This window comes from Streptomyces longispororuber (genome assembly GCF_014656095.1).
In the GTDB taxonomy this organism is placed as follows: domain Bacteria; phylum Actinomycetota; class Actinomycetes; order Streptomycetales; family Streptomycetaceae; genus Streptomyces; species Streptomyces longispororuber.
In genome coordinates, this window is record NZ_BNBT01000054.1 from 5,565 (window position 1) to 31,673 (window position 26,109).

2 protein-coding genes are annotated in these 26,109 nt (G+C 74.3%); both read left to right on the forward strand.

Going from position 1 to position 26,109, the window contains the following annotated elements:
- Positions 1-15,786, forward strand: coding sequence for a type I polyketide synthase (locus tag IE330_RS18565; RefSeq protein WP_190137165.1), 15,786 nt, complete (start codon positions 1-3; stop codon positions 15,784-15,786).
- On the forward strand, positions 15,787-26,043 hold the full coding sequence (locus IE330_RS18570; RefSeq protein WP_190137166.1) for a type I polyketide synthase: 10,257 nt from the start codon (positions 15,787-15,789) through the stop codon (positions 26,041-26,043).
- The last annotated feature ends 66 nt before the right edge of the window (positions 26,044-26,109 follow it).

Genomic DNA, 26,109 nt, shown 5'->3' on the forward strand with positions numbered 1-26,109 from the left:
ATGGCGAATGAAGAGACGCTGCGCGACTATCTCAAGTGGGTTTCGGCGGACCTGCATCAGACGCAGCAACGTCTGAAGGACGTCGAGGCCGCCGCGCAGGAGCCCATCGCGATCACGGCGATGAGCTGCCGCTTCCCCGGCGGCGTGAGCGGCCCCGAAGACCTGTGGCGGCTGCTCGCGGAGGGCCGCGACGCCATGACGGGGCTCCCCACCGACCGCAACTGGGACCTGGAGTCGCTCTACGACCCCGACGCCGCCGGAAAGCAGGGCACCAGCTCCACGGCCCACGGCGGATTCCTCGACGAGGTCGCCGAATTCGACGCGGCTTTCTTCGGTATCTCCCCCCGTGAGGCCCTGGCGATGGACCCGCAGCAGCGGCTCCTCCTGGAGACCGCCTGGGAGGCCTTCGAACGCGCGGGCATCGACCCCGCGACGGTACGCGGCAGCCGCACCGGCGTGTTCGTCGGCACCAACGGCCAGGACTACGCCCCGCTCCTCTTCGAGGCCGAGGAGGACGTCGAGGGCTACGTCAGCACGGGCAACGCGGCCGCGGTCGAGTCCGGCCGCATCGCCTACACCCTCGGCCTCGAAGGCCCCGCCCTCACCGTCGACACGGCCTGCTCCTCGTCCCTGGTCGCCCTGCACCTCGCCGTGCAGGCGCTGCGCCAGGGCGAGTGCGGCATGGCTCTCGTCGCGGGCGTCACCGTCATCTCCACGCCCGGCGTCTTCACCGAGTTCAGCCGCCAGCAGGGCCTCGCCGCCGACGGCCGCTGCAAGGCCTTCGCCGCCGCCGCGGACGGCACCGGCTGGGGCGAGGGCGTCGGCATGCTCCTCGTGGAGCGCCTGTCCGACGCGCGCCGCAACGGCCACCCGGTCCTCGCGGTGGTCCGCGGCTCGGCCGTCAACCAGGACGGCGCCAGCAACGGCCTGACCGCCCCCAACGGCCCCTCCCAGCAGCGCGTCATCATGCAGGCCCTCGCCAACGCCCGCCTGACCGCCGCCGACGTCGACGCCGTCGAGGCCCACGGCACCGGCACGACCCTCGGCGACCCCATCGAGGCGCAGGCGCTCATCGCCACGTACGGCCAGGAGCGCCCCGAGTCCGGCGAGCCCCTGTGGCTGGGCTCCATCAAGTCCAACATCGGCCACACCCAGGCGGCGGCGGGCGTCGCGGGCCTCATGAAGATGGTCCTCGCGATGCGCCACGGGCTGCTGCCCCGCACGCTGCACGTGGACGAGCCGACGCCCGAGGTCAACTGGTCGGCCGGCGCCGTCGAGCTGCTCACCGAGGCCCGGGAGTGGGCCGAGCGGGACGGCGGCGTGCCGCGCCGCGCGGGCATCTCCTCCTTCGGCGTGAGCGGCACCAACGCCCACGTCATCGTGGAAGAGGCCCCGGCGCCCGAGGAGGCCACCGCCCCCGAGGCCGGCACGGAAGGCCCCGACCGCGTCGTGACGGGCGCGGTCCCGCTGGCCCTCTCGGCCAGGACCCCCGAGGCCCTGCGCGACCAGGCGGACCGCCTCCGGACCCACCTGCTGACCCGCCCCGAGCTGGGCGTCGGCGACGTGGCCTGGTCGCTGGCGGTGGCGCGGTCGCGGTTCGAGCACCGGGGTGTCGTCCTCGGCCGCGACCGGGAGGAGCTTCTCGCGGGTCTTGAGCGGCTGGCCGAGGGCGACGGCGCGGCGGCGGCCGGTGGCGTGGTCACCGGGCGTGCGGTGGGTGGTGCCGGTCGCGCGGTGTTCGTGTTCCCGGGGCAGGGGTCGCAGTGGGCCGGAATGGCGGTTCAACTGCTGGATGCGTCACCGGTGTTCGCGGCTCGTATGCGGGAGTGCGCGGATGCGTTGAGTGCGTTCGTGGACTGGGATCTGTTCGAGGAGTTGAGCGGGGAGCGGTTCGACCGGGTGGATGTGGTCCAGCCGGTGTTGTTCGCGGTGATGGTGTCGTTGGCTGCGGTGTGGCAGGCGGCGGGGGTGAAGCCTGCGGCTGTGGTGGGTCACAGCCAGGGGGAGATCGCTGCCGCATGCGTGGCAGGCGCGCTGTCGCTGGAGGACGCGGCCCGGGTCGTGGCCCTGCGCAGCCTGGCCATCCGGGAGCTGTCGGGTAAGGGCGGCATGGTGTCGGTGCCGCTGCCTGAGGGCGAGGTCCGTGAGCTGGTCTCCGGCTGGGAGGGCCGGATCGAGGTCGCGGCCGTCAACGGCCCGGCCCAGGTGGTCGTGTCCGGTGAGCCGGAGGCGCTGGAGGAGCTGGTGGCGCAGTGCTCCGCCGAGGACATCCGTGCCCGCACGATCCCGGTGGACTACGCCTCGCACTCCTCGTACGTCGAGCAGATCGAGGCGCGGATTCTCGACGCGCTGGCGGAGGTGCGGCCGGGGCAGGCCGAGGTGCCGCTGTACTCGACGCTGACCGGGGCCTGGCTGGACGTGCCGATGGACGCCGGGTACTGGTACCGCAACCTGCGCCGGACGGTGCTGTTCGAGCACGCCACGCGCGGGCTTCTGGCCGAGGGCCACGGGCTTTTCGTGGAGATGAGCCCGCACCCGGTGCTCACCGTCCCGGTGCAGGCCACCATCGACGCCACCGACAGCCCCGCTGCCACCCTGGGCTCGCTGCGGCGCGACGAGGGCGGCGCCGACCGGCTGCTCGCCTCGCTCGCGGAAGCCCACGCCCACGGCGCCGAGCTGGACTGGAAGGCCCTCTTCCCCGGCGCCCGTACCACCGTCGACCTGCCCACCTACCCCTTCCAGCGCGAGCGCTACTGGCCGAAGGCCGTGCCCGCGGGCGCCGGGGACGTGGTGTTCGCGGGGCTTCGTGCCGCCGGGCACCCGCTGCTCGGGGCCGCCGTGGCCCTCGCGGACGCGGACGGCTACCTCTTCACCGGGCGGCTCGCGACCCAGACCCACCCCTGGCTCGCCGACCACGCCGTGGACGGCGCGATCCTGCTGCCCGGCACGGCGTACGTCGAACTCGCCCTGCGCGCGGGCGACGAGGTCGGCTGCGGCTTCCTCGAAGAGCTGACCCTGGAGGCCCCGCTCGTCGTCCCCGAGCAGGGCGCCGTCCAGCTCCAGATCTCCGTGAGCGGGCCCGACGGCTCCGGGCGGCGCGAGCTGAGCCTCTTCGCGCGCCCGCAGGACGACACCGACGACACCCCCTGGACGCGGCACTTCACCGGCAGCCTGCTGCCCGCGGACCCGGCCGGGCGGCAGGCAGACACCGGCGCCCTGGCCGCGTGGCCGCCCGCGCGCGCCGAGCGGATCGACGTGTCCGACCTGTACGAGCGCCTCACCGCCAACGGCCACGGCTACGGCCCGCTCTTCCAGGGCCTGCGCGCCGCCTGGCGGCAGGGCGACGACGTCTACGCGGAGATCGAACTCCCGCAGGAGGCGCACGCCGACACGGACGCCTTCGGCCTGCACCCGGCGCTCTTCGACGCCGCGCTCCACGCCATCGGCCTCGGCGGCTTCATCGCCCGCACGGACCGCGCGCACCTGCCGTTCGCCTGGTCCGACGTCACCCTGCACGCCACCGGGGCCACCACGCTCCGGGTCCGTGTCACCGCCGCGGGCCCGGACACCGTCTCGGTGCTGGCCGCCGACGCCGACGGGCAGCCCGTCGTCTCCGTCGGCTCCCTCGCGCTGCGCCCCCTGGCCGAGGAGCACCTGACCGGGGCACCGCGGCTCGACGCGCTGTTCCAGGTGGAGTGGACACCGGTCGACGCCCCGGCGACGACGGACGCGGGCCTCGCCTCCGCGGCGCTCCTCGATGCCGACGCACCCGGCACCCTGGCCCCCGTCCTCGCCTCCGTCCGGCGGACGTACGCGGACCTGGAGGCCCTCACCACCGCGCTGGACGCGGGCGCCGACCTGCCCGCGACCGTGCTCCTGCCGCTCGTGACGCCCGAACCCTCCTCCCCAAGCGCGGCATCGCCCCGGCCGGTCGACCTCGACGCCGTACGGCCGCTGCTGGAGCGGGCCCTGGACGCGGTGCAGGGCTGGCTCGGCGACGAGCGGTTCGAGGCGTCCCGCCTCGCCGTGGTGACGCGCGGCGCGGTCGCGGCAGGCGGCACCACCGCCCCCGACCCGGTGGCCGCCGCTGTCCGTGGCCTGCTGCGCTCGGCGCAGTCCGAGCACCCGGACCGCTTCGTCCTCCTGGACCTGGACCCGGCCGACGCCGACGCCGATGCTGATGCCGAGGTCGCCTCCGCCTCCGGCGAAGCCACCGCCTCCCTGGTCGCCGCCGCCCTCGCCACCGACGAGCCTGAACTCGCCCTCTGCGACGGCGGACTGCGGGCCCCGCGCCTGACCCGCGTACCGCACCCGGCGCCAAACGCCGACGGGACGCCGGACGTCGACGGCACGCCGGACGCCGACGGGACGCCGCACGCTGGAGAGGTGCCCGGCTCCTGGGGTGACGGCACCGTCCTCATCACCGGCGGTACCGGCACCCTCGGCGGCCTGGTGGCCCGCCACCTGGTGGACCGGCACGGCGTCCGGGACCTGCTCCTCGTGTCGCGCCGCGGCGACGCCGCCGCCGGGGCCGCCGGCCTCCGCGCGGACCTGGAGGAGGCGGGTGCCCGCGTACGGCTCGCCGCCTGCGACACCGCCGACCGCACCGCGCTCGCCGCCCTCCTGGACGGCGTCCGCGCCGAACTGTCCGCGGTCGTGCACGTGGCCGGGGCCCTCGACGACGGCGTGGTCACCGCGCTGACCCCCGAGCGCCTGGACACGGTGCTGCGCCCCAAGGCGGACGCCGCGCTCCACCTGCACGAGCTGACGGCGGACCTGGACCTCTCCGCGTTCGTGCTGTTCTCCTCGGCCGCCGGTGTGTTCGGCACCCCCGGCCAGGCCAACTACGCGGCCGCCAACGCCTTCCTCGACGCCCTCGCCGAGCACCGCCGCGCCCAGGGTCTCCCGGCGGCCTCCCTCGCGTGGGGCCTGTGGGCCCAGGCCAGCGAGATGACCGCCCACCTCGGCGCCGGTGACCTCGACCGCCGCGCCCGCGCCGGCGCCGCCCCGCTCACCAGCGACGAGGGCCTGGCCCTCTTCGACGCCGCCCACGCCGCGGGCCGGGCCGTGACCGTGCCGGTCCGCCTCGACCTCGGCGGCCTGCGCGCCCGGGCCGCCACCGACGGCGTCCCGCCGCTGCTGCGCACCCTGGTCCGCGTACCGCAGCGGCGCACCGCTGCCACCGGGGACCGGCAGGAGGGCTCCGCCCTCGCCCGGCGTGTCGCCGCGCTGCCCGAGGAGGACCGCGAGCAGGAGGTCCTCACGCTGGTACGGGGCCACGCCGCCGCCGTCCTCGGCTACCCGTCGGCCGACGCCGTCGCGCCCGACCGGGCCTTCCGCGAGATCGGCTTCGACTCGCTCACCGCCGTCGAACTGCGCAACCGGCTCACCGCCGCGACCGGCCTGCGGCTGCCCGCGACGCTCGCCTTCGACTACCCGGCCGCCACCGTCCTCGCCCGGCACCTCCTCGACGAGCTCCTCGGCACCGACGCGGCCGCCTCGCCGGCGCCCCGGACGACGGCGGGCCCCGGCCCCGAGGACGACGACCCCGTCGTCATCGTGTCGATGAGCTGCCGCTACCCCGGCGGCGTCACCACCCCCGAGGACCTGTGGCGCCTCACCGCCGACGGCGTCGACGCCATCGGCGACCTGCCCGGCGACCGCGGCTGGGACGTCGACGCCCTGTACGACCCCGACCCGGACAGCCCCGGCTCGTTCTACACGCGCGAGGGCGGCTTCCTCTACGACGCCGCCGAGTTCGACCCGGCGTTCTTCGGCATCTCCCCGCGCGAGGGCCTGTCCATCGACCCCCAGCAGCGGCTCCTCCTGGAGACCACCTGGGAGGCGTTCGAGCGGGCGGGCATCGATCCGGCGACCGCGCGTTCCAGCTCCACCGGCGTGTTCGTCGGCATCATGTACAACGACTACGCGACCCACCTCCTGAGCGCCCCCGGCGGCCTCGACGACCTGGAGGGCTACGTCGGCAACGGCAGCGCGGCGAGCGTCGCCTCCGGCCGCATCTCCTACACCTTCGGCCTCGAAGGCCCCGCCGTCACCGTCGACACGGCCTGCTCGTCGTCGCTGGTGGCCCTGCACCTGGCCGCGCAGGCGCTGCGCCAGGGCGAGTGCGACATGGCTCTCGCGGGCGGCGTCGCCGTCATGTCGACCCCTGGTACGTTCATCGAGTTCAGCCGCCAGCGCGGTCTGGCCGCCGACGGCCGCTGCAAGTCCTTCGCGGCCGCCGCGGACGGCACCGGCTGGGGCGAGGGCGTCGGCCTGCTCCTCCTCGAGCGCCTGTCGGACGCCCGTCGCAAGGGCCACCGCGTCCTCGCGGTCCTCCGTGGCTCGGCCGTCAACCAGGACGGCGCCAGCAACGGCCTGACCGCCCCGAACGGCCCCTCCCAGCAGCGCGTCATCCGCGCCGCCCTCGCCAACGCCGGGCTGTCCGCCGCCGAGGTGGACGCCGTCGAGGCCCACGGCACGGGTACGACCTTGGGTGACCCCATCGAGGCGCAGGCGCTCATCGCCACGTACGGCAAGGAGCGCCCGGCCGAGCGACCCCTGTGGCTGGGCTCCCTGAAGTCGAACATCGGCCACACGCAGGCCGCCGCCGGTGTCGCGGGCGTCATCAAGATGGTCATGGCCATGCGCGCGGGTGTCCTGCCGCCGACCCTGCACGTGGACGAGCCGACGCCGCAGGTGGACTGGACCGCGGGCGCGGTCGAACTCCTCACCCAGGCCCGGGAGTGGGCCGAGCGGGAGGACGGCGGGCCGCGCCGCGCGGGCGTCTCGTCCTTCGGTGTCAGCGGCACCAACGCCCACGTCATCGTGGAACAGGCCCCGGCCGACGAGCCCGCGCGCACGGACCGTGCCGCCGACAGCGCCGCGCCGCTCATGCCCGTCGTGCCTTTGGCGCTCTCGGCGAAGACACCCGAGGCCCTGCGCGGCCAGGCGGCCCGGCTCCGCGACGCACTGCGCGCGGACACGGACCTCGGCCTGCGCGACGTGGCCTGGACGCTGGCCGTCGCGCGGTCGCGGTTCGAGCACCGGGGCGTCGCCCTCGGCCGGGACCGGGACGAGCTGGTCGCCGCCCTCGGCCGCCTGGCGGAAGGGGACACGACCGCCACCACCGCGGTCACCGGGCGTGCGGTGAGCGGCGCCGGTCGCGCGGTGTTCGTGTTCCCGGGGCAGGGGTCGCAGTGGGCCGGGATGGCGGTCCGACTGCTGGACGAGTCGCCGGTGTTCGCGGGCCGTATGCGGGAGTGTGCGGATGCGTTGAGTGCGTTCGTGGACTGGGATCTGTTCGAGGAGTTGACCGGGGAGCGGTTCGACCGGGTGGATGTGGTCCAGCCGGTGCTCTTCGCGGTGATGGTGTCCCTTGCCGCTGTGTGGCAGGCGGCGGGTGTGCGGCCTGCAGCGGTCGTCGGTCACAGCCAGGGGGAGATCGCTGCCGCGTGCGTGGCGGGTGTGCTGTCGCTGGAGGACGCGGCCCGGGTCGTGGCCTTGCGCAGCCTCGCGATCCGCGAACTGTCCGGTGAGGGCGGCATGGTCTCCGTGCCGCTGCCCGAGGCGGAGGTCCGTGAGCTGGTCGCCGCTTGGGAGGGCCGGATCGAGGTCGCGGCCGTCAACGGCCCGGCCCAGTTGGTGGTCTCCGGCGAGCCGGAGGCCCTGCAAGAGCTGGTCGCCCAGTGTGTGGCGCAGGACATCCGTGCCCGTACGATCCCCGTCGACTACGCCTCGCACTCGTCGTACGTCGAGCAGATCGAGGCGCGGATCCTGGACGCCCTGGCGGACGTGTCGCCGCAGCAGGCCGAGGTACCGCTGTACTCGACCCTCACGGGCACCTGGCTGGACGTTCCGATGGACGCCCGGTACTGGTACCGCAACCTCCGCCGGACCGTCCTGTTCGAGCACGCCACGCGCGGGCTTCTGGCCGAGAGCCACGGCCTGTTCGTGGAGATGAGCCCGCACCCGGTGCTCACCGTCCCGGTGCAGGCCACCATCGACGCCACCGACAGCCCCGCCGCCGCCCTGGGCTCCCTGCGCCGCGACGAGGGCGGCGCCGACCGGCTCGCGGCGTCGCTCGCCGAGGCCCACGCCCACGGGGTCGAACTGGACTGGAAGGCGTTGTTCCCCGGCGCCCGTGTGGTCGCTGACCTGCCCACGTACGCCTTCCAGCGTCAGCACTACTGGCCCGACTTCGCGGCCCCGGAAGACGCGGCGCCGCTCGGCGCGGACGAGGTGGAGTCGCGGTTCTGGGAGGCCGTGGAGCGCGAGGACCTGGAGCAGTTGTCCGCCACGCTCGTGGACGTCGACGAGAGCACGCTGGAAGCGGTCCTGCCGGGTCTCGCGTCCTGGAGGCGACAGCGGCGCGAGCAGTCGGCCCTCGACGGCTGGCGCTACCAGGTGTCCTGGAAGCCGCTGCCGACCAACGCCCTTCCGACGACCGGCCTCACCGGCCGGTGGCTGGTGGTGGTGCCGGAGGGCGCGGGGGAGCACCCGTGGGCTTCCGGTGTCGTGGAGTCCTTGGCCCGTGCGGGCGCTGAGGGCGTTGAACTCGCCGTAGCAACGGCCGACTTGACGCGGGAGGCGTTGGCGGTCCGGCTGCGGGAGGCGCTCGGCGGTGCGGGTGCGGTCTCCGGTGTGGTGTCGCTGCTCGGGTTCGAGGAGTCGGCGCACGCGGAGTTCGCGGGTGTGCCCGTGGCCGTCGCGGGGACCGTGGCGCTGGTGCAGGCCCTGGGTGACACGGGGATCGGCGCGCGGCTGTGGGTGGTGACGCGGGGCGCTGTCTCGACGGGGCGCAGCGACCGGGTGGAGAGCCCGGTGCAGGCGCAGCTCTGGGGCCTGGGGCGCGTCGCCGCGCTGGAGTTCCCCGACCGGTGGGGCGGCCTCATCGACCTCCCGTCGTCGTACGACACCCGTACGGGCGCGCGCTTCACGGCCGCCCTCGCGGGCGTCGCGGACGAGGACCAGCTCGCCGTGCGCGGCTCCGGTGTCGTCGTGCGCCGCCTCGTACGATCCGCGGTGCCCGGCCGGGCCGCACGGTGGACGCCGCGGGGTACGGCGCTGGTCACCGGTGGTACGGGTGCCATCGGCGGGCACGTGGCGCGCTGGCTGGCGCGGGAAGGTGCCGAGCACCTGGTGCTGACCAGCCGGCGTGGCCTGGACGCGCCGGGCGCCGTGGAGCTCACGGCCGAGCTGGAGGAGTTGGGCGCCGAGGTCACCGTGGCCGCCTGTGACGTGGCCGACCGGGACGCGGTCGTCCGCCTTCTCGACGGGCTGCGGGCGGACGGGCACACCCTGCGAGCCGTCTTCCACGCGGCGGGCGTCGGACAGACGCAGCCGCTGGATGGGATGTCCGTGGCCGACATCGCCCAGGTGTACGGCGCCAAGACGGCCGGTGCCGCGCATCTCGACGCGCTCCTCGACAGCGAGGAGCTGGACGCCTTCGTGCTCTTCTCGTCGAACTCCGGTGTGTGGGGCGGCGGTGGTCAAGGCGCCTACGCGGCCGCCAACGCCTATCTCGACGCGCTCGCCGAGCACCGCCGCGCCCGCGGCCTCACGGCGACCTCCGTCGCCTGGGGCCTGTGGGACGGCGGCGGCATGGCCGGGGACGAGGGCACGGAACACCTGCGGCGCCGCGGTCTCGCGGCGATGGCCCCGGAGCGCGCGGTCGCCGCCCTGGCCCAGGCGGTGGCGCACGACGAGACGTTCGTGGCCGTCGCCGACGTGGACTGGGAGCGGTTCGCACCCGCCTTCACGTCGGTGCGGCCCAGCGCTCTCCTCGGGGACCTGCCCGAGGTGCGGCGCGCCCTCGCGGACGGCGAAGAGACCGGCACCGGGAAGCAGACTGCCCCTGGCTCCGCGTGGGCCGAGCGGCTCGCGGGCCTCCCGGCGGCCGAGCAGGAGCGGCAGTTCCTGGAGCTGGTGCGCGGGCAGGCCGCAGCGGTCCTCGGCTACGCGGGCGCGGAGGCCGTGGAGCCGACGCGCGCCTTCCGCGAGCTGGGCTTCGACTCGCTGACCGCCGTCGAGGTCCGCAACCGCCTGGCCACCGCCACCGGCCTGAAGCTGCCCACCACCCTCGTCTTCGACTACCCCACCTCCGCCGTGCTCGCGGGTCACCTGCGGGCGCAGTTGGTGGGCGACGGCGGGCACGCGACGGCGGCGGGCGAGGCGGCGGCTCCGGTCCGCGCCACGGGCCGGGCCGACGACGACCCCATCGCCATCGTGTCGATGAGCTGCCGCTACCCCGGCGGCGCCACCAGCCCCGAAGCCCTGTGGCGGCTCCTCGCCGAGGGCGCGGACGCCATGTCCGCGTTCCCGGGCGGCCGCGGCTGGGACCTCGACGCCCTCTACGACGCGGACCCCGAACAGCGCGGCACCAGCTACGCCCGCCAGGGCGGCTTCCTCTACGACGCCGACCAGTTCGACCCCGTCTTCTTCGGCATCTCGCCGCGCGAGGCCCTGGCCATGGACCCGCAGCAGCGGCTGCTCCTGGAGACCTCCTGGGAGCTGTTCGAGCGCGCGGGCATCGACCCGGCGACCCTGCACGGCAGCCAGGCCGGCGTGTTCGTGGGCGCGTCGTCGCAGGGCTACGGCTCCGGCCTGCGGGAGACCCCCGAGGGCGTCGAGGGCTATCTGCTGGCGGGCGGCGCGACCAGCGTCATCTCCGGTCGCCTCGCCTACTCCTTCGGCCTCGAAGGCCCGGCGGTGACGGTGGACACGGCCTGCTCGTCGTCCCTGGTCGCCCTGCACCTGGCGGCGCAGGCGCTGCGCCAGGGCGAGTGCGACCTGGCCCTCGCGGGCGGCGTCACCGTCATGTCCAACCCCGGCGCCTTCATCGAGTTCAGCCGCCAGCGCGGGCTGGCCGCCGACGGCCGCTGCAAGGCGTTCGCCGAGGCGGCGGACGGCACGGGCTGGGGCGAGGGCGTCGGTCTGCTGCTCCTTGAGCGCCTGTCGGACGCGCGCCGCAACGGGCACGAAGTCCTCGCGGTCGTCCGGGGCTCGGCCGTCAACCAGGACGGTGCCAGCAACGGTCTCACCGCCCCCAACGGCCCCTCCCAGCAGCGCGTCATCCGCGCCGCCCTCGCCGGCGCGCGCCTGACGGCCGCCGAGGTGGACGCGGTGGAGGCCCACGGCACGGGCACCACGCTCGGCGACCCCATCGAGGCCCAGGCGCTGCTCGCCACGTACGGCCAGGAACGCCCGGCCGACCAGCCGCTGTGGCTCGGCTCCGTCAAGTCCAACATCGGCCACACCCAGTCCGCCGCCGGCGTCGCCGGAGTCATCAAGATGGTCATGGCCATGCGTGCGGGCATGCTGCCGCGGACGCTGCACGTGGACCGGCCCAGCACGCACGTGGACTGGTCCGCCGGGGCCGTCGAGCTGCTGACCGAGGCCAGGCAGTGGCCGCAGCGGCAGGACGGCGCACCGCGCCGCGCGGGTGTCTCCTCCTTCGGCGTGAGCGGCACCAACGCCCACGTCATCGTGGAGCAGGCCCCGGCGGCCGACCCCTCGGACGCGGTCACCCCCGTCACTCCGGCGACGGCGGTGCCGTGGCTGGTGTCGGCCCGCAGCGCCGACGCCCTGCAGGACCAGATCGACCGCCTGCGCGAGCACGTGACGGGCGCCGAGCACCTGGACGCCGTCGACGTGGGCTGGTCCCTGCTGACCGGCCGGGCGCGCCACGAGCACCGGGCCGTGGTACTCGGCCGGGACCGGGAGGAGTTCCTGGCGGGGCTCGCGACTCCGTTGAGCGGTTCGGTGGTCGAGGGCCGTCTGGGGGTGGTCTTCACCGGGCAGGGCAGCCAGCGGCTGGGGATGGGCCGGGAGTTGTACGAGGCCTTCCCGGTGTTCGCGGATGCGCTGGACGAGGTGTGTGTCCACTTCGACGGGTGGATAGAACGTTCGCTCCAGAGCGTGATGTTCGGTACGGATGCGGACCTCCTTGAGCAGACCGCCTACGCTCAGCCCGCGTTGTTCGCCTTCGAGGTGGCCCTGTTCCGGCTGGCGGAGTCGTTCGGCGTATGCCCGGAGGTTGTCGGCGGGCACTCGATTGGTGAGCTGGCCGCCGCGTACGTGGCTGGGCTTTGGTCGCTGGAGGATGCGACGCGGCTGGTGGCCGCGCGGGGACGGTTGATGCAGGCGTTGCCCGAGGGTGGCGCGATGCTCGCGGTCCAGGCGGCGGAGGACGAGGTGCTGCCGCTGCTCAGCGACCTGGCCGACCGGGTGGGAGTCGCAGCGGTCAACGGGCCCTCGCAGGTGGTCCTTTCCGGCGAGCGTGCCGCTCTCGAAGGCCTGGAGCAGGTGCTGCGCGAGCAGGGCCGCAAGGTGCGCTGGCTGAAGGTGTCGCACGCCTTCCACTCGCCGCTGATGGAGCCCGCGCTGGAGGAGTTCCGGCGCGTGGCACGGCAGTTGACGTACCAGGAGCCGACACTTCCGGTCGTCTCCAACGTCACGGGCGCCCTGGCCCAGCCCGGCGAGCTGATGGACCCCGAGTACTGGGTGCGCCACATCCGCGAGGCCGTGCGCTTCCACGAGGGCCTGGGCGCGCTGGCCGGCTTCGGTGTCACGACGCTGCTGGAGCTGGGCCCGGACGCGGTCCTGACGGCCATGGCCCACGAGGCGCTCACCGAGCCTTCGGCGCAGGCCGGGCTGGTGGCCGCCGTACGCAAGGACCGTCCCGAGACGGACGCCTTCCTCGCCGCCCTCGGACTCCTGCACGTACGCGGCATCGACGTCGACTGGGCGCCGCTGTACGCGCCCGTCGAGACCCGGCGCCGCGTGGACCTGCCCACGTACGCCTTCCAGCACCAGAGCTACTGGCTCAAGCAGACCGGCGGTGCCGCCGACGTCGAGTCGGCCGGGCTCGTCCCGGCGGGGCATCCGCTGCTCGGCGCGGGGACGCCGCTTGCGGACGCGGACGGCTACCTGTTCACGGGGCGGCTGTCCCTGGCCACGCACCCGTGGCTCGCCGACCACGCCGTGGCCGGGCGGGTGCTGCTGCCGGGTACGGCCTTCGTGGAGCTTGCGGTCCACGCGGGCGGGCAGATCGGGTACGGCGTCCTGGACGAGCTGACCCTGGGCGCGCCGCTCGTGCTGCCCGAACGCGGCAGCATCCAGGTGCAGTTGCGCGTCGAGGCCCCGGACGCCTCGGGGCGCCGCCCCCTCAGCCTGCACTCGCGCCCCGAACCGGGCGACGGTGCCGAGGGCCTGTCGGCCGACGCCTGGACCAGGAACGCCACCGGCACCCTGACCGAGTCCCCGGTGGAGGCGCCCGCCGCCTCCGCCGACCTCACCGCCTGGCCGCCGCGCGACGCGGAGCCGCTCGCGGTCGACGGACTCTACGACGAGCTGTCCGCGGCGGGCTTCGACTACGGCCCCGTGTTCCAGGGGCTGCGGGCCGCCTGGCGGCGCGGCGACGAGGTGTTCGCCGAGGTCGCCCTGGACCAGGACGAGCACACGGACGCCGGTGCCTTCGGCCTGCACCCGGCGCTCCTCGACGCCGCCCTGCACGCCCGTGCCCTCGCCTCCGCCACGCAGGCGGCAACGAGCGCCGAACCCGCGTCCGGAGGACTGCCCTTCGCCTGGACCGGCGTCACGCTGCACGCCGAGGGCGCCGCGGCGGTCCGCGTCCGGCTGGTGCCGCACGGCACCGACGGCGTCACCCTGGAGGTCGCCGACACCACCGGAGCGCCGGTGGCCTCGGTGGACGCGCTCGTCTTCCGGCCCATGTCCAAGGACCTCATCGAGCAGGCGAGCGGTGCGCACCCGCACGCCGACTCCCTCTTCCACGTCGAGTGGCGGGAGCAGTCGGGGGTGTTGGGAGATCCGGTGCCGTGGGTGTCGTTCGAGGAGCGGGGCGCTGGGGATGGGTCTCCGGCGGTTGTGGTGTGGCAGGCGGCTGGTGGTGTCGATGGTGTGGTCGGTCCGGAGGTGGTTGCGGAGCGGGTGGCTCAGGCGCTGGGTGTGGTGCAGGAGTGGCTGGCCGATGAGCGCTTTGCGGACTCTCGTCTGGTGGTGGTGACGCGGGGTGCGGTGGCGGCTGGTGGGGTGGTGCCGGATCCGGTGGGGGCTGCGGTGTGGGGTCTGGTGCGTTCGGCGCGCTCGGAGCACCCGGGCCGTTTCGTCCTCGTCGACGCCGACGCCGACGCTGACACGGCTCTTGATGGTGGGGTGCTGGGTGTTGTGGTCGGCTCGGGTGAGCCGGAGGTGGCACTGCGGGGTGGTGCGGTGTGGGTGCCGCGTCTGGCACGTGTGACTGCTGAGGCCGCTCCGGACACTGCTGCCCCCTGGGGTGAGGGTTCCGTACTGGTGACGGGTGCCTTCGGCGGTCTGGGCCGGGTGGTCGTACGGCATCTGGTCGAGCGGCACGGCGTACGGGATCTGCTGCTGGTCTCCCGGCGTGGCCTGGAGGCTGAGGGTGCGGCCGAACTCCGAACACAGCTCGCGGCTGTGGGTGCCCAGGTGTCGGTGGCCGCGTGTGACGTGGCCGACCGCGAGGCGGTGGCCGCGCTCCTGGACGAGCACGGCGCAGGCCTGTCGGCGGTGGTGCACGTGGCGGGCGTACTGGATGACGGCGTGGTGACTTCGCTGACGCCGGAGCGGCTTGCGACGGTGTTGCGGCCGAAGGTGGATGCGGCGTGGCATCTGCATGAGCTGACGGCGGGTCTGGGTCTGTCGGCGTTCGTGTTGTTCTCCTCGGCGTCGGGTGTCTTCGGTGGTCCGGGTCAGGCGAACTACGCGGCGGCCAACGGCTTCCTGGATGCGTTGGCGCTGGCTCGTCGGGCGCAGGGTCTGTCGGCGACCTCGCTGGCGTGGGGTCTGTGGGCCCAGGCCAGCGACATGACCGGGGACCTCGCCGAGGCCGACCTTCAGCGCATGGCTCGCGGTGGCGTCCTCGCGCTCGACACCGAAGAGGCACTGGCCCTGTTCGACCTCGCCCCGGCGAGCGCGCATCCGGCCCTCGTGCCCCTGCGCATCGACACCGCCGCGCTGCGCACCCAGCAGCCGGAGGCCGTGCCCGCGCTGCTCCGCGGCCTGGTCAGGCCGACCGTCCGGCGGGCGCGGAGCGGCGGCGCGGACACCGCTGCCGCACCCGCCGAGACGCCGGCGGAGCGCCTGGCGGGACTCCGCGGTGCCGACCGCGACCGGGCCCTGCTCGACCTCGTCCGTACGCACGTCGCGGGCGTGCTCGGCTACACGTCGCCGAACGCCGTCGAGCTGGGCCGCGGCTTCCTGGAGCTCGGCTTCGACTCCCTGACGGCCGTCGAACTCCGCAACCGCCTCACCGCGGAGACCGGGCTGCGGCTGCCCAGCACGCTGATCTTCGACTACCCGAACCCGGCGGCGCTGGCCGAGTACCTCTCCGAGGAACTGCCCACCCCGGCCGCCGTACCACTCGGCGGACCGGTCGACCCAGGTGACGTGGACGCCGAGCTCGACCGCCTGGAGAGCGTCCTCAAGGCCGTGGGCGACGACGCCGACGGCACCGAGCGGGACCGCGTCGCGGACAGGCTGCGCTCCCTGCTCACCGCCTGGGACACCCCGCGCGGCACCGCGACGGACACCGCCGCGGACCGGCACACGGAGCTGGAAGACCTCGAGGATGCCACCGCCGACGAACTCTTCGACCTGCTCGACAGCGAGCTCCGCACACCGTCGGACCCCCACATGAACACCCGCTCGGACACCGGTACGCACACCGGCACAGGCAACGGCACACACACCCGCACAGACCCGGGCTCGGACACGGACCGGCCCGACCGCTTCGAGGAGGCGCTGTAAATGGCGGACGAGGGGAAGTACCTCGATTACCTGAAGCGGGCGACGGCTGATCTGCGCGACGCCCGCCGCCGGGTGCGCGAACTGGAGGAGAACCGGCAGGAGCCCGTCGCGATCGTCGGCATGAGCTGCCGCTACCCGGGCGGCGTCAGCACGCCCGAGGACCTGTGGCGGCTCGTGGCCGACGGCACGGACGCCATCTCCGCGTTCCCCACCGACCGCGGCTGGGACACGGACGAGCTGTTCGACCCGGACCCGGACAAGCAGGGCACCAGCTACACCGCCGAGGGCGGCTTCCTCTACGACGCTCCCCAGTTCGACGCCTCCTTCTTCGGCGTCTCGCCGCGCGAGGCCCTGGCGATGGACCCGCAGCAGCGGCTCCTCCTGGAGACCGCCTGGGAGGCGATCGAACGGGCGGGCATCGACCCCGTCTCCCTGCGCCGCAGCCGCACCGGTGTCTTCGCGGGCGTCATGTACTACGACTACGCGACCCGGCTGCGCGCCCTGCCGGAGGGCGTCGAGGGCTACATCGGCACCGGCAACGCGGGCTCGGTCGTCTCCGGCCGCGTCGCCTACACGCTCGGCCTCGAAGGCCCCGCCGTCACCGTCGACACGGCCTGCTCCTCGTCCCTGGTCGCGCTGCACCTGGCGGCGCAGGCCCTGCGTCAGGGCGAGTGCACCCTCGCCCTCGCGGGCGGCGTGACCGTCATGCCCACGGCGGGCACTTTCATCGACTTCAGCCGCCAGCGCGGCCTGTCGACCGACGGCCGCTGCAAGTCCTTCGCGGCGTCGGCGGACGGCACCGGCTGGGGCGAGGGCGCGGGCCTGCTGCTCCTGGAGCGGCTGTCCGACGCCCGCCGCAACGGCCACAAGGTCCTCGCCGTGGTCCGGGGCTCGGCCGTCAACCAGGACGGCGCCAGCAGCGGCCTGACCGCCCCCAACGGCCCGTCCCAGCAGCGCGTCATCCGCGACGCGCTGGCCGGGGCCGGCCTCAAGCCGGGCGACGTCGACGCCGTGGAGGCCCACGGCACGGGTACGACCCTGGGCGACCCCATCGAGGCGCAGGCGCTCATCGCCACGTACGGCAAGGAGCACTCCGGCGACCGCCCGCTGTGGCTGGGCTCCCTGAAGTCGAACATCGGCCACACCCAGGCCGCTGCCGGTGTCGCGGGCGTCATCAAGATGGTCATGGCGATGTGCGCGGGCGTCCTGCCCCGCACGCTGCACGTGGACGAGCCGACGCCCCAGGTGGACTGGTCGGCCGGAACCGTCGAACTCCTCACCGAGGCCCGGGAGTGGGCCGAGCGGGAGGACGGCGGGCCGCGCCGCGCGGGCGTCTCGTCCTTCGGCGTCAGCGGTACCAACGCCCACGTCATCGTGGAGCAGGCCCCGGCGGCCGACGAGTCCGCCCACGGGGACGACGGCGACGGCGCTCAGGAGCCCGAGTCGTCGGTGCTCGCGGGGGTGACCCCGTTCATCCTCTCGGGGCGGACCCCCGAGGCTCTGCGGGCCCAGGCGGACCGGCTGCGCGAACACCTCGCCGCACGCGCCGAGTTGAGCGTCGGTGATGTGGCCTGGTCGCTGGCGGTGGCGAGGTCGCGGTTCGAGCACCGGGGCGTCGCCCTCGGGCGGAACCGGGAGGAGCTTCTCGCCGCCCTGGGCCGCCTGGCCGAAGGAGACACGGCAGCCGGTGGTGTGGTCGTCGGCCGCGCGGTGAGTGGTGCCGGGCGTCCGGTGTTCGTGTTCCCGGGGCAGGGGTCGCAGTGGGCCGGGATGGCACGCGAACTCATTGACGCCTCGCCGGTGTTCGCGGCTCGTATGCGGGAGTGCGCGGATGCGTTGAGTGCGTTCGTGGACTGGGACCTGTTCGAGGAGCTGGGCGGGGAGCGGTTCGACCGGGTGGACGTGGTCCAGCCGGCGCTGTTCGCGGTGATGGTGTCGTTGGCTGCGGTGTGGCAGGCGGCGGGAGTGAAGCCTGCGGCTGTGGTGGGTCACAGCCAGGGGGAGATCGCTGCCGCGTGCGTGGCCGGTGTCCTGTCGCTGGAGGACGCGGCCCGGGTCGTGGCCTTGCGCAGCCTCGCGATCCGCGAACTGTCTGGTAAGGGCGGCATGGTGTCCGTGCCGCTGCCGGAAAGCGGCGTACGTGAGCTGATCACTGGTTGGGAGGGCCGGATCGAGGTCGCGGCCGTCAACGGCCCGGCTCAAGTGGTGGTCTCCGGTGAGCCGGAGGCCCTGGAGGAACTGGTCGCGCAGTGTGTGGCGCAGGACGTCCGTGCCCGCACGATTCCGGTGGACTATGCCTCGCACTCCTCGTACGTCGAGCAGATCGAGGCACAGATTCTCGATGCCCTGGCGGACGTGTCGCCGCAGCAGCCCGAGGTGCCGCTGTACTCGACCCTCACGGGCACCTGGCTGGACATCCCGATGGACGCCGGGTACTGGTACCGCAACCTCCGCCAGACGGTGTTGTTCGAGCACGCCACCCGCGGCCTGCTCGCCGAAGGCCACGGCCTGTTCCTGGAGATGAGCCCGCACCCCGTCCTCACGGTCCCGGTCCAGGCCACCATCGACGCCACCGACAGCCCCGCCGCCACCCTCGGGTCCCTGCGGCGCGACGAAGGCGGCGCCGACCGGCTGCTCGCCTCGCTCGCCGAGGCCTACGCCCACGGTGCCGAGCTGGACTGGAAGGCGTTGTTCCCTGGCGCCCGTACCACCGTCGACCTGCCCACGTACGCCTTCCAGCGCGACCACTACTGGATGCTCGCCCCGGACCAGGACGCGGACGGCGGTGCCGCGCCGACCGGGGACGAGGTGGAGTCGCGGTTCTGGGAGGCCGTGGAGCGCGAGGACCTGGAGCAGTTGTCCGCCACGCTCGTGGACGTCGACGAGAGCACGCTGGGAGCGGTCCTGCCGGGTCTCGCGTCCTGGCGGCGGCAGCGGCGTGAGCGGTCCACCATCGACGGCTGGCGCTACCGCGTGGCGTGGAAGCCGCTGGCGGGCGGTCTGCCCGTACCGGCTCTGTCGGGCCGGTGGCTGGTGGTGGTGCCGGAGGGCGCGGGGGAGCACCCGTGGGCCGCCGGTGTGGTGGAGTCCTTGACCCGTGCGGGTGCTGAGGGCGTTGAAGTTCGGGTGACGGCGGACGAGTTGACGCGGGAGGCGTTGGCCGTTCGGTTGCGGGAGGCGGTCGGCGGTGCGGGTGTGGTCTCCGGTGTGGTGTCGCTGCTCGGGTTCGAGGAGTCGGCGCACGCGGAGTTCGCGGGTGTGCCCGTGGCCGTCGCGGGGACCGTGGCGCTGGTGCAGGCCCTGGGTGACGCCGGGCTCGGCGCGCGGCTGTGGGCGCTGAGCCGGGGCGCTGTCTCGACGGGGCGCAGCGACCGGGTGGAGAGCCCGGTGCAGGCGCAGCTCTGGGGCCTGGGGCGCGTGGCCGCGCTGGAGCACCCGGACCGGTGGGGCGGCCTCATCGACCTGCCGGCCACGTACGACTCCCGGGCCGCGTCCCGGTTCACCGCGATCCTGACCGGCCTCGGCGACGAGGACCAGCTCGCGGTGCGGGACACCGGCGTCTTCGTCCGCCGCTTCGCGCACGCCCCGCTGGAGTCGGCGGGCCAGGGGCCCGCCAGGCAGTGGACGCCGCGCGGTACGGCGCTGGTCACCGGGGGTACGGGTGCCATCGGCGGGCACGTGGCACGCTGGCTGGCGCGGGAAGGTGCCGAGCACCTGGTGCTGACCAGCCGGCGCGGTCTGGACGCGCCGGGCGCCGCGGAGCTCAAGGCCGAGCTGGAGGAGTTGGGCGCCGAGGTCACCGTGGCCGCCTGCGACGTGGCCGACCGGGACGCGGTCGTACGCCTCCTCGACGGGCTGCGGACGGACGGGCACACCGTCCGGTCCGTGTTCCACGCCGCCGGAGTCAGCCCCTCGTACCCGATCGCCGACCTGTCCGTGGCCGCGATCGCCGAGGTGTACGGGGCCAAGACGGCCGGTGCCGCGCATCTCGACGCGCTCCTCGACAGTGAGGACGTGGACGCCTTCGTCCTCTTCTCGTCGAACTCCGGTGTGTGGGGCGGTGGCGGCCAGGGCGCCTACGCGGCCGCCAACGCCTACCTCGACGCGCTCGCCGAGCAGCGCCGCGCCCGCGGCCTGCCCGCGACCTCCGTCGCCTGGGGGGCCTGGGGCGGCAGCGGTATGGCGGCGGCCGAGGAGGCCGAGAGGCACCTGCGGCGCCGTGGTGTGACGGCGATGGCGCCGGAGCGCGCGGTCGCCGCGCTGGCTCAGGCGGTGGCGTACGACGAGACGTTCGTGGCCGTGGCGGACGTGGACTGGGAGCGGTTCGCGCCCGCGTTCACGTCGGTGCGGCCGAGCCCGTTCCTCGGGGACCTGCCCGAGGTGCGGCGTGCGCTCGCCGAGCCCGAGGCCGCCCCGGGCGGCGCCGGGGCCCGGAGCTCCGGTTCCGGTTCCGGCTCCGCGTGGGCCGAGCGGCTGGCGGGGCTCGCCGAGCGCGAGCAGGAGCGGCAGCTTCTGGAGCTGGTGCGCGGGCAGGCCGCAGCGGTCCTCGGCTACGCGGGCGCGGAGGCCGTGGAGCCGACGCGCGCCTTCCGCGAGCTGGGCTTCGACTCGCTGACGGCCGTCGAGGTCCGCAACCGCCTGGCCACCGCCACCGGCCTGAAGCTGCCCACCACCCTCGTCTTCGACTACCCGACCTCGGCGGCCCTCGCGGCCCACCTGCGGACGCGGCTGCTGGGCGACACCGAGCCCGCCACGGCCCCCGCCGGGGCCACCACCCCGGCCCGGCGGGCGGCGGACGTCGAGGACGACCCGATCGCGATCGTGTCCATGAGCTGCCGCTACCCCGGCGGCGCCACCAGCCCCGAAGCCCTGTGGCGGCTGGTCGCCGACGGCACCGACGCCATCTCGGTCTTCCCCACCGACCGCGGCTGGGGCCCCGACGGGCTGTTCCAGCCGGAGCGCACCGGCTCCGCCGACGCGAGCTTCGCCGCGCAGGGCGGATTCCTGTACGACGTGTCCGAGTTCGACGCCGGGCTCTTCGGCATCTCGCCGCGCGAGGCCCTGGCCATGGACCCGCAGCAGCGGCTGCTCCTGGAGACCTCCTGGGAGCTGTTCGAGCGCGCGGGCATCGCACCCTCGGCCCTGCACGGCAGCAGCACCGGCGTGTTCGTCGGCGCCTGCTCGCAAGGGTGGTCGGCGGGGTTGGCCCACGCCCCGGAGGGCGTCGAGGGCTACCTCATGACCGGTGACGCGACGAGCGTGATCTCCGGCCGCCTCTCGTACAGCTTCGGCCTGGAGGGCCCGGCGGTCACCGTCGACACCGCCTGCTCGTCGTCCCTCGTAGCCCTGCACCTGGCCGCGCAGGCGCTGCGCCAGGGCGAGTGCGACCTGGCCCTCGCGGGCGGCGTGACCGTCATGGTCAGCCCCGCCGCCTTCCTGGAGTTCAGCCGCCAGCGCGGTCTGGCCGCCGACGGCCGCTGCAAGCCCTTCGCGGAGGCCGCCGACGGCACGGGCTGGGGCGAGGGCGTCGGCCTGCTCCTCCTGGAGCGCCTGTCGGACGCCCGCCGCAACGGCCACGAAGTCCTCGCGGTCGTACGGGGCTCCGCCGTCAACCAGGACGGCGCCAGCAACGGCCTCACCGCCCCCAACGGCCCCTCCCAGCAGCGCGTCATCCGCGCCGCCCTGGCGAACGCCGGGCTGTCGGCGGCCGAGGTGGACGCGGTGGAGGCCCACGGCACGGGCACCACGCTCGGCGACCCCATCGAGGCCCAGGCGCTGCTCGCCACGTACGGCCAGGAGCGTCCCGAGGACCGGCCGCTCTGGCTCGGCTCCGTCAAGTCCAACATCGGCCACACCCAGTCCGCCGCCGGCGTCGCCGGAGTCATCAAGATGGTCATGGCCATGCGTGAGGGTGTCCTTCCGCAGTCCCTGCACGTGGACCGGCCCAGCACGCACGTGGACTGGTCCGCCGGGGCCGTCGAACTCCTCGCGGAGTCCCAGGAGTGGACCGAGCGCGAGCCCGGCGCACCGCGCCGCGCGGGGGTCTCCTCCTTCGGCGTGAGCGGCACCAACGCCCACGTCATCGTGGAGCAGGCCCCGCTCCCCGAGCCGACGGCCGCCGTCGAGCCCGTCGCCCCCGTTACGGCGGTGCCATGGCTCCTCTCGGGCCGGAGCGCCGACGCGCTGCGCGCCCAGGCGGACCGACTGCGTGAACACGTCCTCACGCACACCTCCCTGGACCCCGTGGACGCTGGCTGGTCCCTCCTGACGGGCCGCTCCCCGCTCGACCACCGGGCCGTCGTGGTCGGCCGCACCCGGGATCAGTTCCTGTCCGGGCTGGAAGCCCTGGCGTCCGGTGGTCCGGGTGTGGTGTCCGGATCGGTGGCCGAGGGCCGTCTGGGTGTGCTGTTCACCGGCCAGGGCAGTCAGCGGCTGGGGATGGGCCGGGAGTTGTACGAAACCTTCCCGGTGTTCGCGGATGCGCTGGACGAGGTGTGTGCGTACTTCGATGGGTGGATAGAACGTTCGCTCCAGAGCGTGATGTTCGGTGCGGATGCCGACCTGTTGGAGCAGACCGGTTACGCGCAGCCTGCGCTGTTCGCCTTTGAGGTGGCGCTGTTCCGCTTGGCCGAGTCCTTGGGCGTGCGCCCGGAGGTTGTCGGCGGGCATTCGATCGGTGAGCTGGCCGCCGCGTACGTGGCTGGGCTTTGGTCGCTGGAGGATGCGACGCGACTGGTGGCCGCGCGGGGCCGGTTGATGCAGGCGCTCCCCGAGGGTGGCGCGATGCTGGCCGTCCAGGCGGCGGAGGACGAGGTGCTGCCGCTGCTGGACAACCTGGCGGACCGGGTGGGAGTCGCAGCGGTCAACGGGCCCTCGCAGGTGGTCCTTTCCGGTGAGCGCGCCGCTCTCGAAGGCCTGGAGCAGACGCTGCGGGGCCAGGGGCGCAAGGTGCGGTGGCTGAAGGTGTCGCACGCCTTCCACTCGCCGTTGATGGAGCCCGCCCTGGACGAGTTCCGGCGCGTGGCACGGCAGTTGACGTACCAGGAGCCGACACTTCCGGTCGTCTCCAATCTGACGGGACAGGTGGCGGATGCCGCCGAATTGATGGACCCCGAGTACTGGGTGCGCCACATCCGTGAAGCGGTCCGTTTCCACGACGGTTTGGGTGCGCTGACCGGCTTCGGTGTCTCCACGCTGCTGGAGCTGGGCCCGGACGCGGTCCTGACGGCCATGGCCCACGACACCCTCACCGAGCCCGCCGCGCAGGCCGGGTTGGTAGCAGCCCTCCGTAAGGACCGTTCCGAGGCGGACACGTTCCTGGCGGCGCTCGCGCAGTTGCACGTACGCGGCATCGACGTCGACTGGGCGCCGCTGTACGCGCCCGTCGAGGCGCGGCGGCGTGTGGATCTGCCGACGTACGCGTTCCAGCGGCGGCGGTACTGGCCGAGCGCGCCTGCCGGTGCTGTCGGTGATGTGTCGGCGACCGGCTTGGTGTCGGCCGGGCATCCGCTGTTGGGGGCCGCCGTGCCGTTGGCGGGTGGGGACGGGTGCGTGTTCACGGGCCGGTTGTCGCTGGCCACGCATCCGTGGCTGGCGGATCACGCGGTGGCGGGTCGGGTGCTGCTGCCGGGTACGGCGTTCGTGGAGCTGGCGGTGCGGGCCGGTGACGAGGTGGGCTGCGGGGTGTTGGAGGAGTTGACGCTCGCGGCGCCGTTGGTGCTGCCCGAGCGTGGCGCCGTACAGCTCCAGGTCGGCATCGGCGCCGAAGGCGACGACGGGCGGCGCGAGGTCGTCCTGCACTCCCGCGAGGAGCGCGACGAGTACGTGGGCGACGGCGGGTGGACCACGCACGCCAGCGGTGTGCTCGCCCAGGGCGGGCAGCGGCAGCCGGAGTTCCGGCTCGCCGAGTGGCCGCCGCGTGACGCCGCCGAGGTCGACGTCGAGGGCCTGTACCGGCACCTGACCGAGCTGGGCTTCTCGTACGGAGAGGCGTTCCAGGGGCTGCGGGCCGCCTGGCGGCGCGGCGACGAGGTGTTCGCCGAGGTCGCCCTGGGGCCGGAACAGGCCGACAGCGCGGAGGCCTTCCGACTGCACCCGGCCCTGCTGGACGCGGCCCTGCACGTCCTCGGCCTCGGCGTGCTCCGCGGCGAGGCCGGGGCGGAGGAGGACGGCGGCGCACGGCTGCCGTTCGCCTGGAGCGGTGTCTCGCTGTACGCGACCGGCGCCTCCGCGCTGCGCGTCAAGCTGGCCCCGGCGGGCGACGACGGCGTGTCGCTCACCGTCGCGGACGGCCTCGGCGACCCGGTGGCCACCGTCGACTCACTGGTCTTCCGGCCGGTGGCGGTGGACCAGCTCGGCGACACGACGGTGGGCGACTCCCTCTTCCATGTCGAGTGGCGGGAGCAGTCGGGGGTGTCGGGTGATCCGGTGTCGTGGGTGTCGTTCGAGGAGCGGGGCGCTGGGGATGGGTCTCCGGCGGTTGTGGTGTGGCGGGCGGCTGGTGGTGTCGATGGTGTGGTCGGTCCGGAGGTGGTCGCGGAGCGGGTGGCTCAGGCGCTGGGTGTGGTGCAGGAGTGGCTGGCCGATGAGCGCTTTGCGGACGCGCGGCTTGCTGTGGTGACGCGGGGTGCGGTGGCGGCTGGTGGGGTGGTGTCGGATCCGGTGGGTGCTGCGGTGTGGGGTCTGGTGCGTTCGGCGCGCTCGGAGCACCCGGGCCGTTTCGTCCTGGTCGACGCCGACGCCGACGCTGACACGGCTCTTGATGGTGGGCTGCTGGGTGCTGTGGTCGGCTCGGGTGAGCCGGAGGTGGCGCTGCGGTCTGGTGCGGTGTGGGTGCCGCGTCTGGTTCGTGTGACTGCTGAGGGCGGTGTGACCACCTCGCCGTGGGGTGAGGGTTCCGTACTGGTGACGGGTGCTTTCGGTGGCCTGGGCCGGGTGGTCGTACGGCATCTGGTCGAGCGGCACGGTGTACGGGATCTGCTGCTGGTCTCCCGGCGTGGCCTGGAGGCTGAGGGTGCCGCCGAACTCCGAACACAGCTCGCGGCTGTGGGTGCCCAGGTGTCGGTGGCCGCGTGTGACGTGGCCGACCGCGAGGCGGTGGCCGCGCTCCTGGACGAGCACGGCGCAGGCCTGTCGGCGGTGGTGCACGTGGCGGGCGTACTGGATGACGGCGTGGTCACCTCACTGACGCCCCAGCGGCTTGCAACGGTGTTGCGGCCGAAGGTGGATGCGGCGTGGCATCTGCATGAGCTGACGGCGGGTCTGGGTCTGTCGGCGTTCGTGTTGTTCTCCTCGGCCTCGGGTGTCTTCGGTGGTCCGGGCCAGGCGAACTACGCGGCGGCCAACAGCTTCCTGGACGCGTTGGCGCTGGCTCGTCGGGCGCAGGGCCTGCCGGCGACCTCGCTGGCGTGGGGCCTGTGGGCCCAGGCCAGCGACATGACCGGGGACCTCGCCGAGGCCGACCTCCAACGCATGACACGCGGCGGTGTGGCCCCGCTGTCCACGGAGGAGGGCTTGGCCCTGCTGGACACCGCCGTCGCCCTGTCCGCCCCGGAGGCCCCCGCGGCCGTCGTCCCCCTCCGCCTGGACACCGCGTCGCTGCGAGCGACCGCGCAGGCGGACGCCGACGCCGTACCGGCGCTGCTGCGCGGCCTGGTCCGCACCCCGGCACGCCGCACCGCGGCAGCGGGCGGGACGGCGTCCGGAGCGAGCGGCGACACCCCTCTGCTCGCCCAACTGGCCGGGCTCGACGCCGCCGAACGCGACAAGGTGCTCACGGAGCTGGTCTGCACGCACGTCGCGGCCGTCCTGGGCTACGAGTCGGCGGCGGCCGTGGAGGCCCACCGGGCCTTCCGCGAACTGGGCTTCGACTCGCTGACCGCCGTCGAACTGCGCAACGCCGTCAACGGCGCGACCGGCCTGCGGCTGCCCGCCACGCTGATCTTCGACTACCCGAACCCGGCCGCCCTGGCGGCCCACCTCGCCACCGCACTGCCGCTGGGCGGCGCCGGTGACGGCGGCCTCTCGGTGCTCGACGAGCTGGACCGGCTGGAGTCGGCCCTGCTGGCCATGGAAGCCGACAGCATCGCCCAGTCGAAGATCACCATCCGGCTCCAGACGCTGCTGTCGCGGTGGAGCGCCCCGCAGGGGCAGACGGCCACGGCCGCCGGCCCGGCGGACGACGACGAGCTGGACCTGGACGCGGTCTCGGACGAGGAACTCTTCCACGCGCTCGACGACGAACTCGGCCTGAGCTGACGGAACCGACGTGAGCGCACGACACCCGAGCCGCCCGGACCACCCGAGCCACCCGGAACACAGAGA

Coding starts and splice junctions, on each gene's coding strand:
- IE330_RS18570 (WP_190137166.1), top strand. CDS start 15,787: ATGGCGGACGAGGGGAAGTACCTCGATTACCTGAAGCGGGCGACGGCT.
- IE330_RS18565 (WP_190137165.1), top strand. CDS start 1: ATGGCGAATGAAGAGACGCTGCGCGACTATCTCAAGTGGGTTTCGGCG.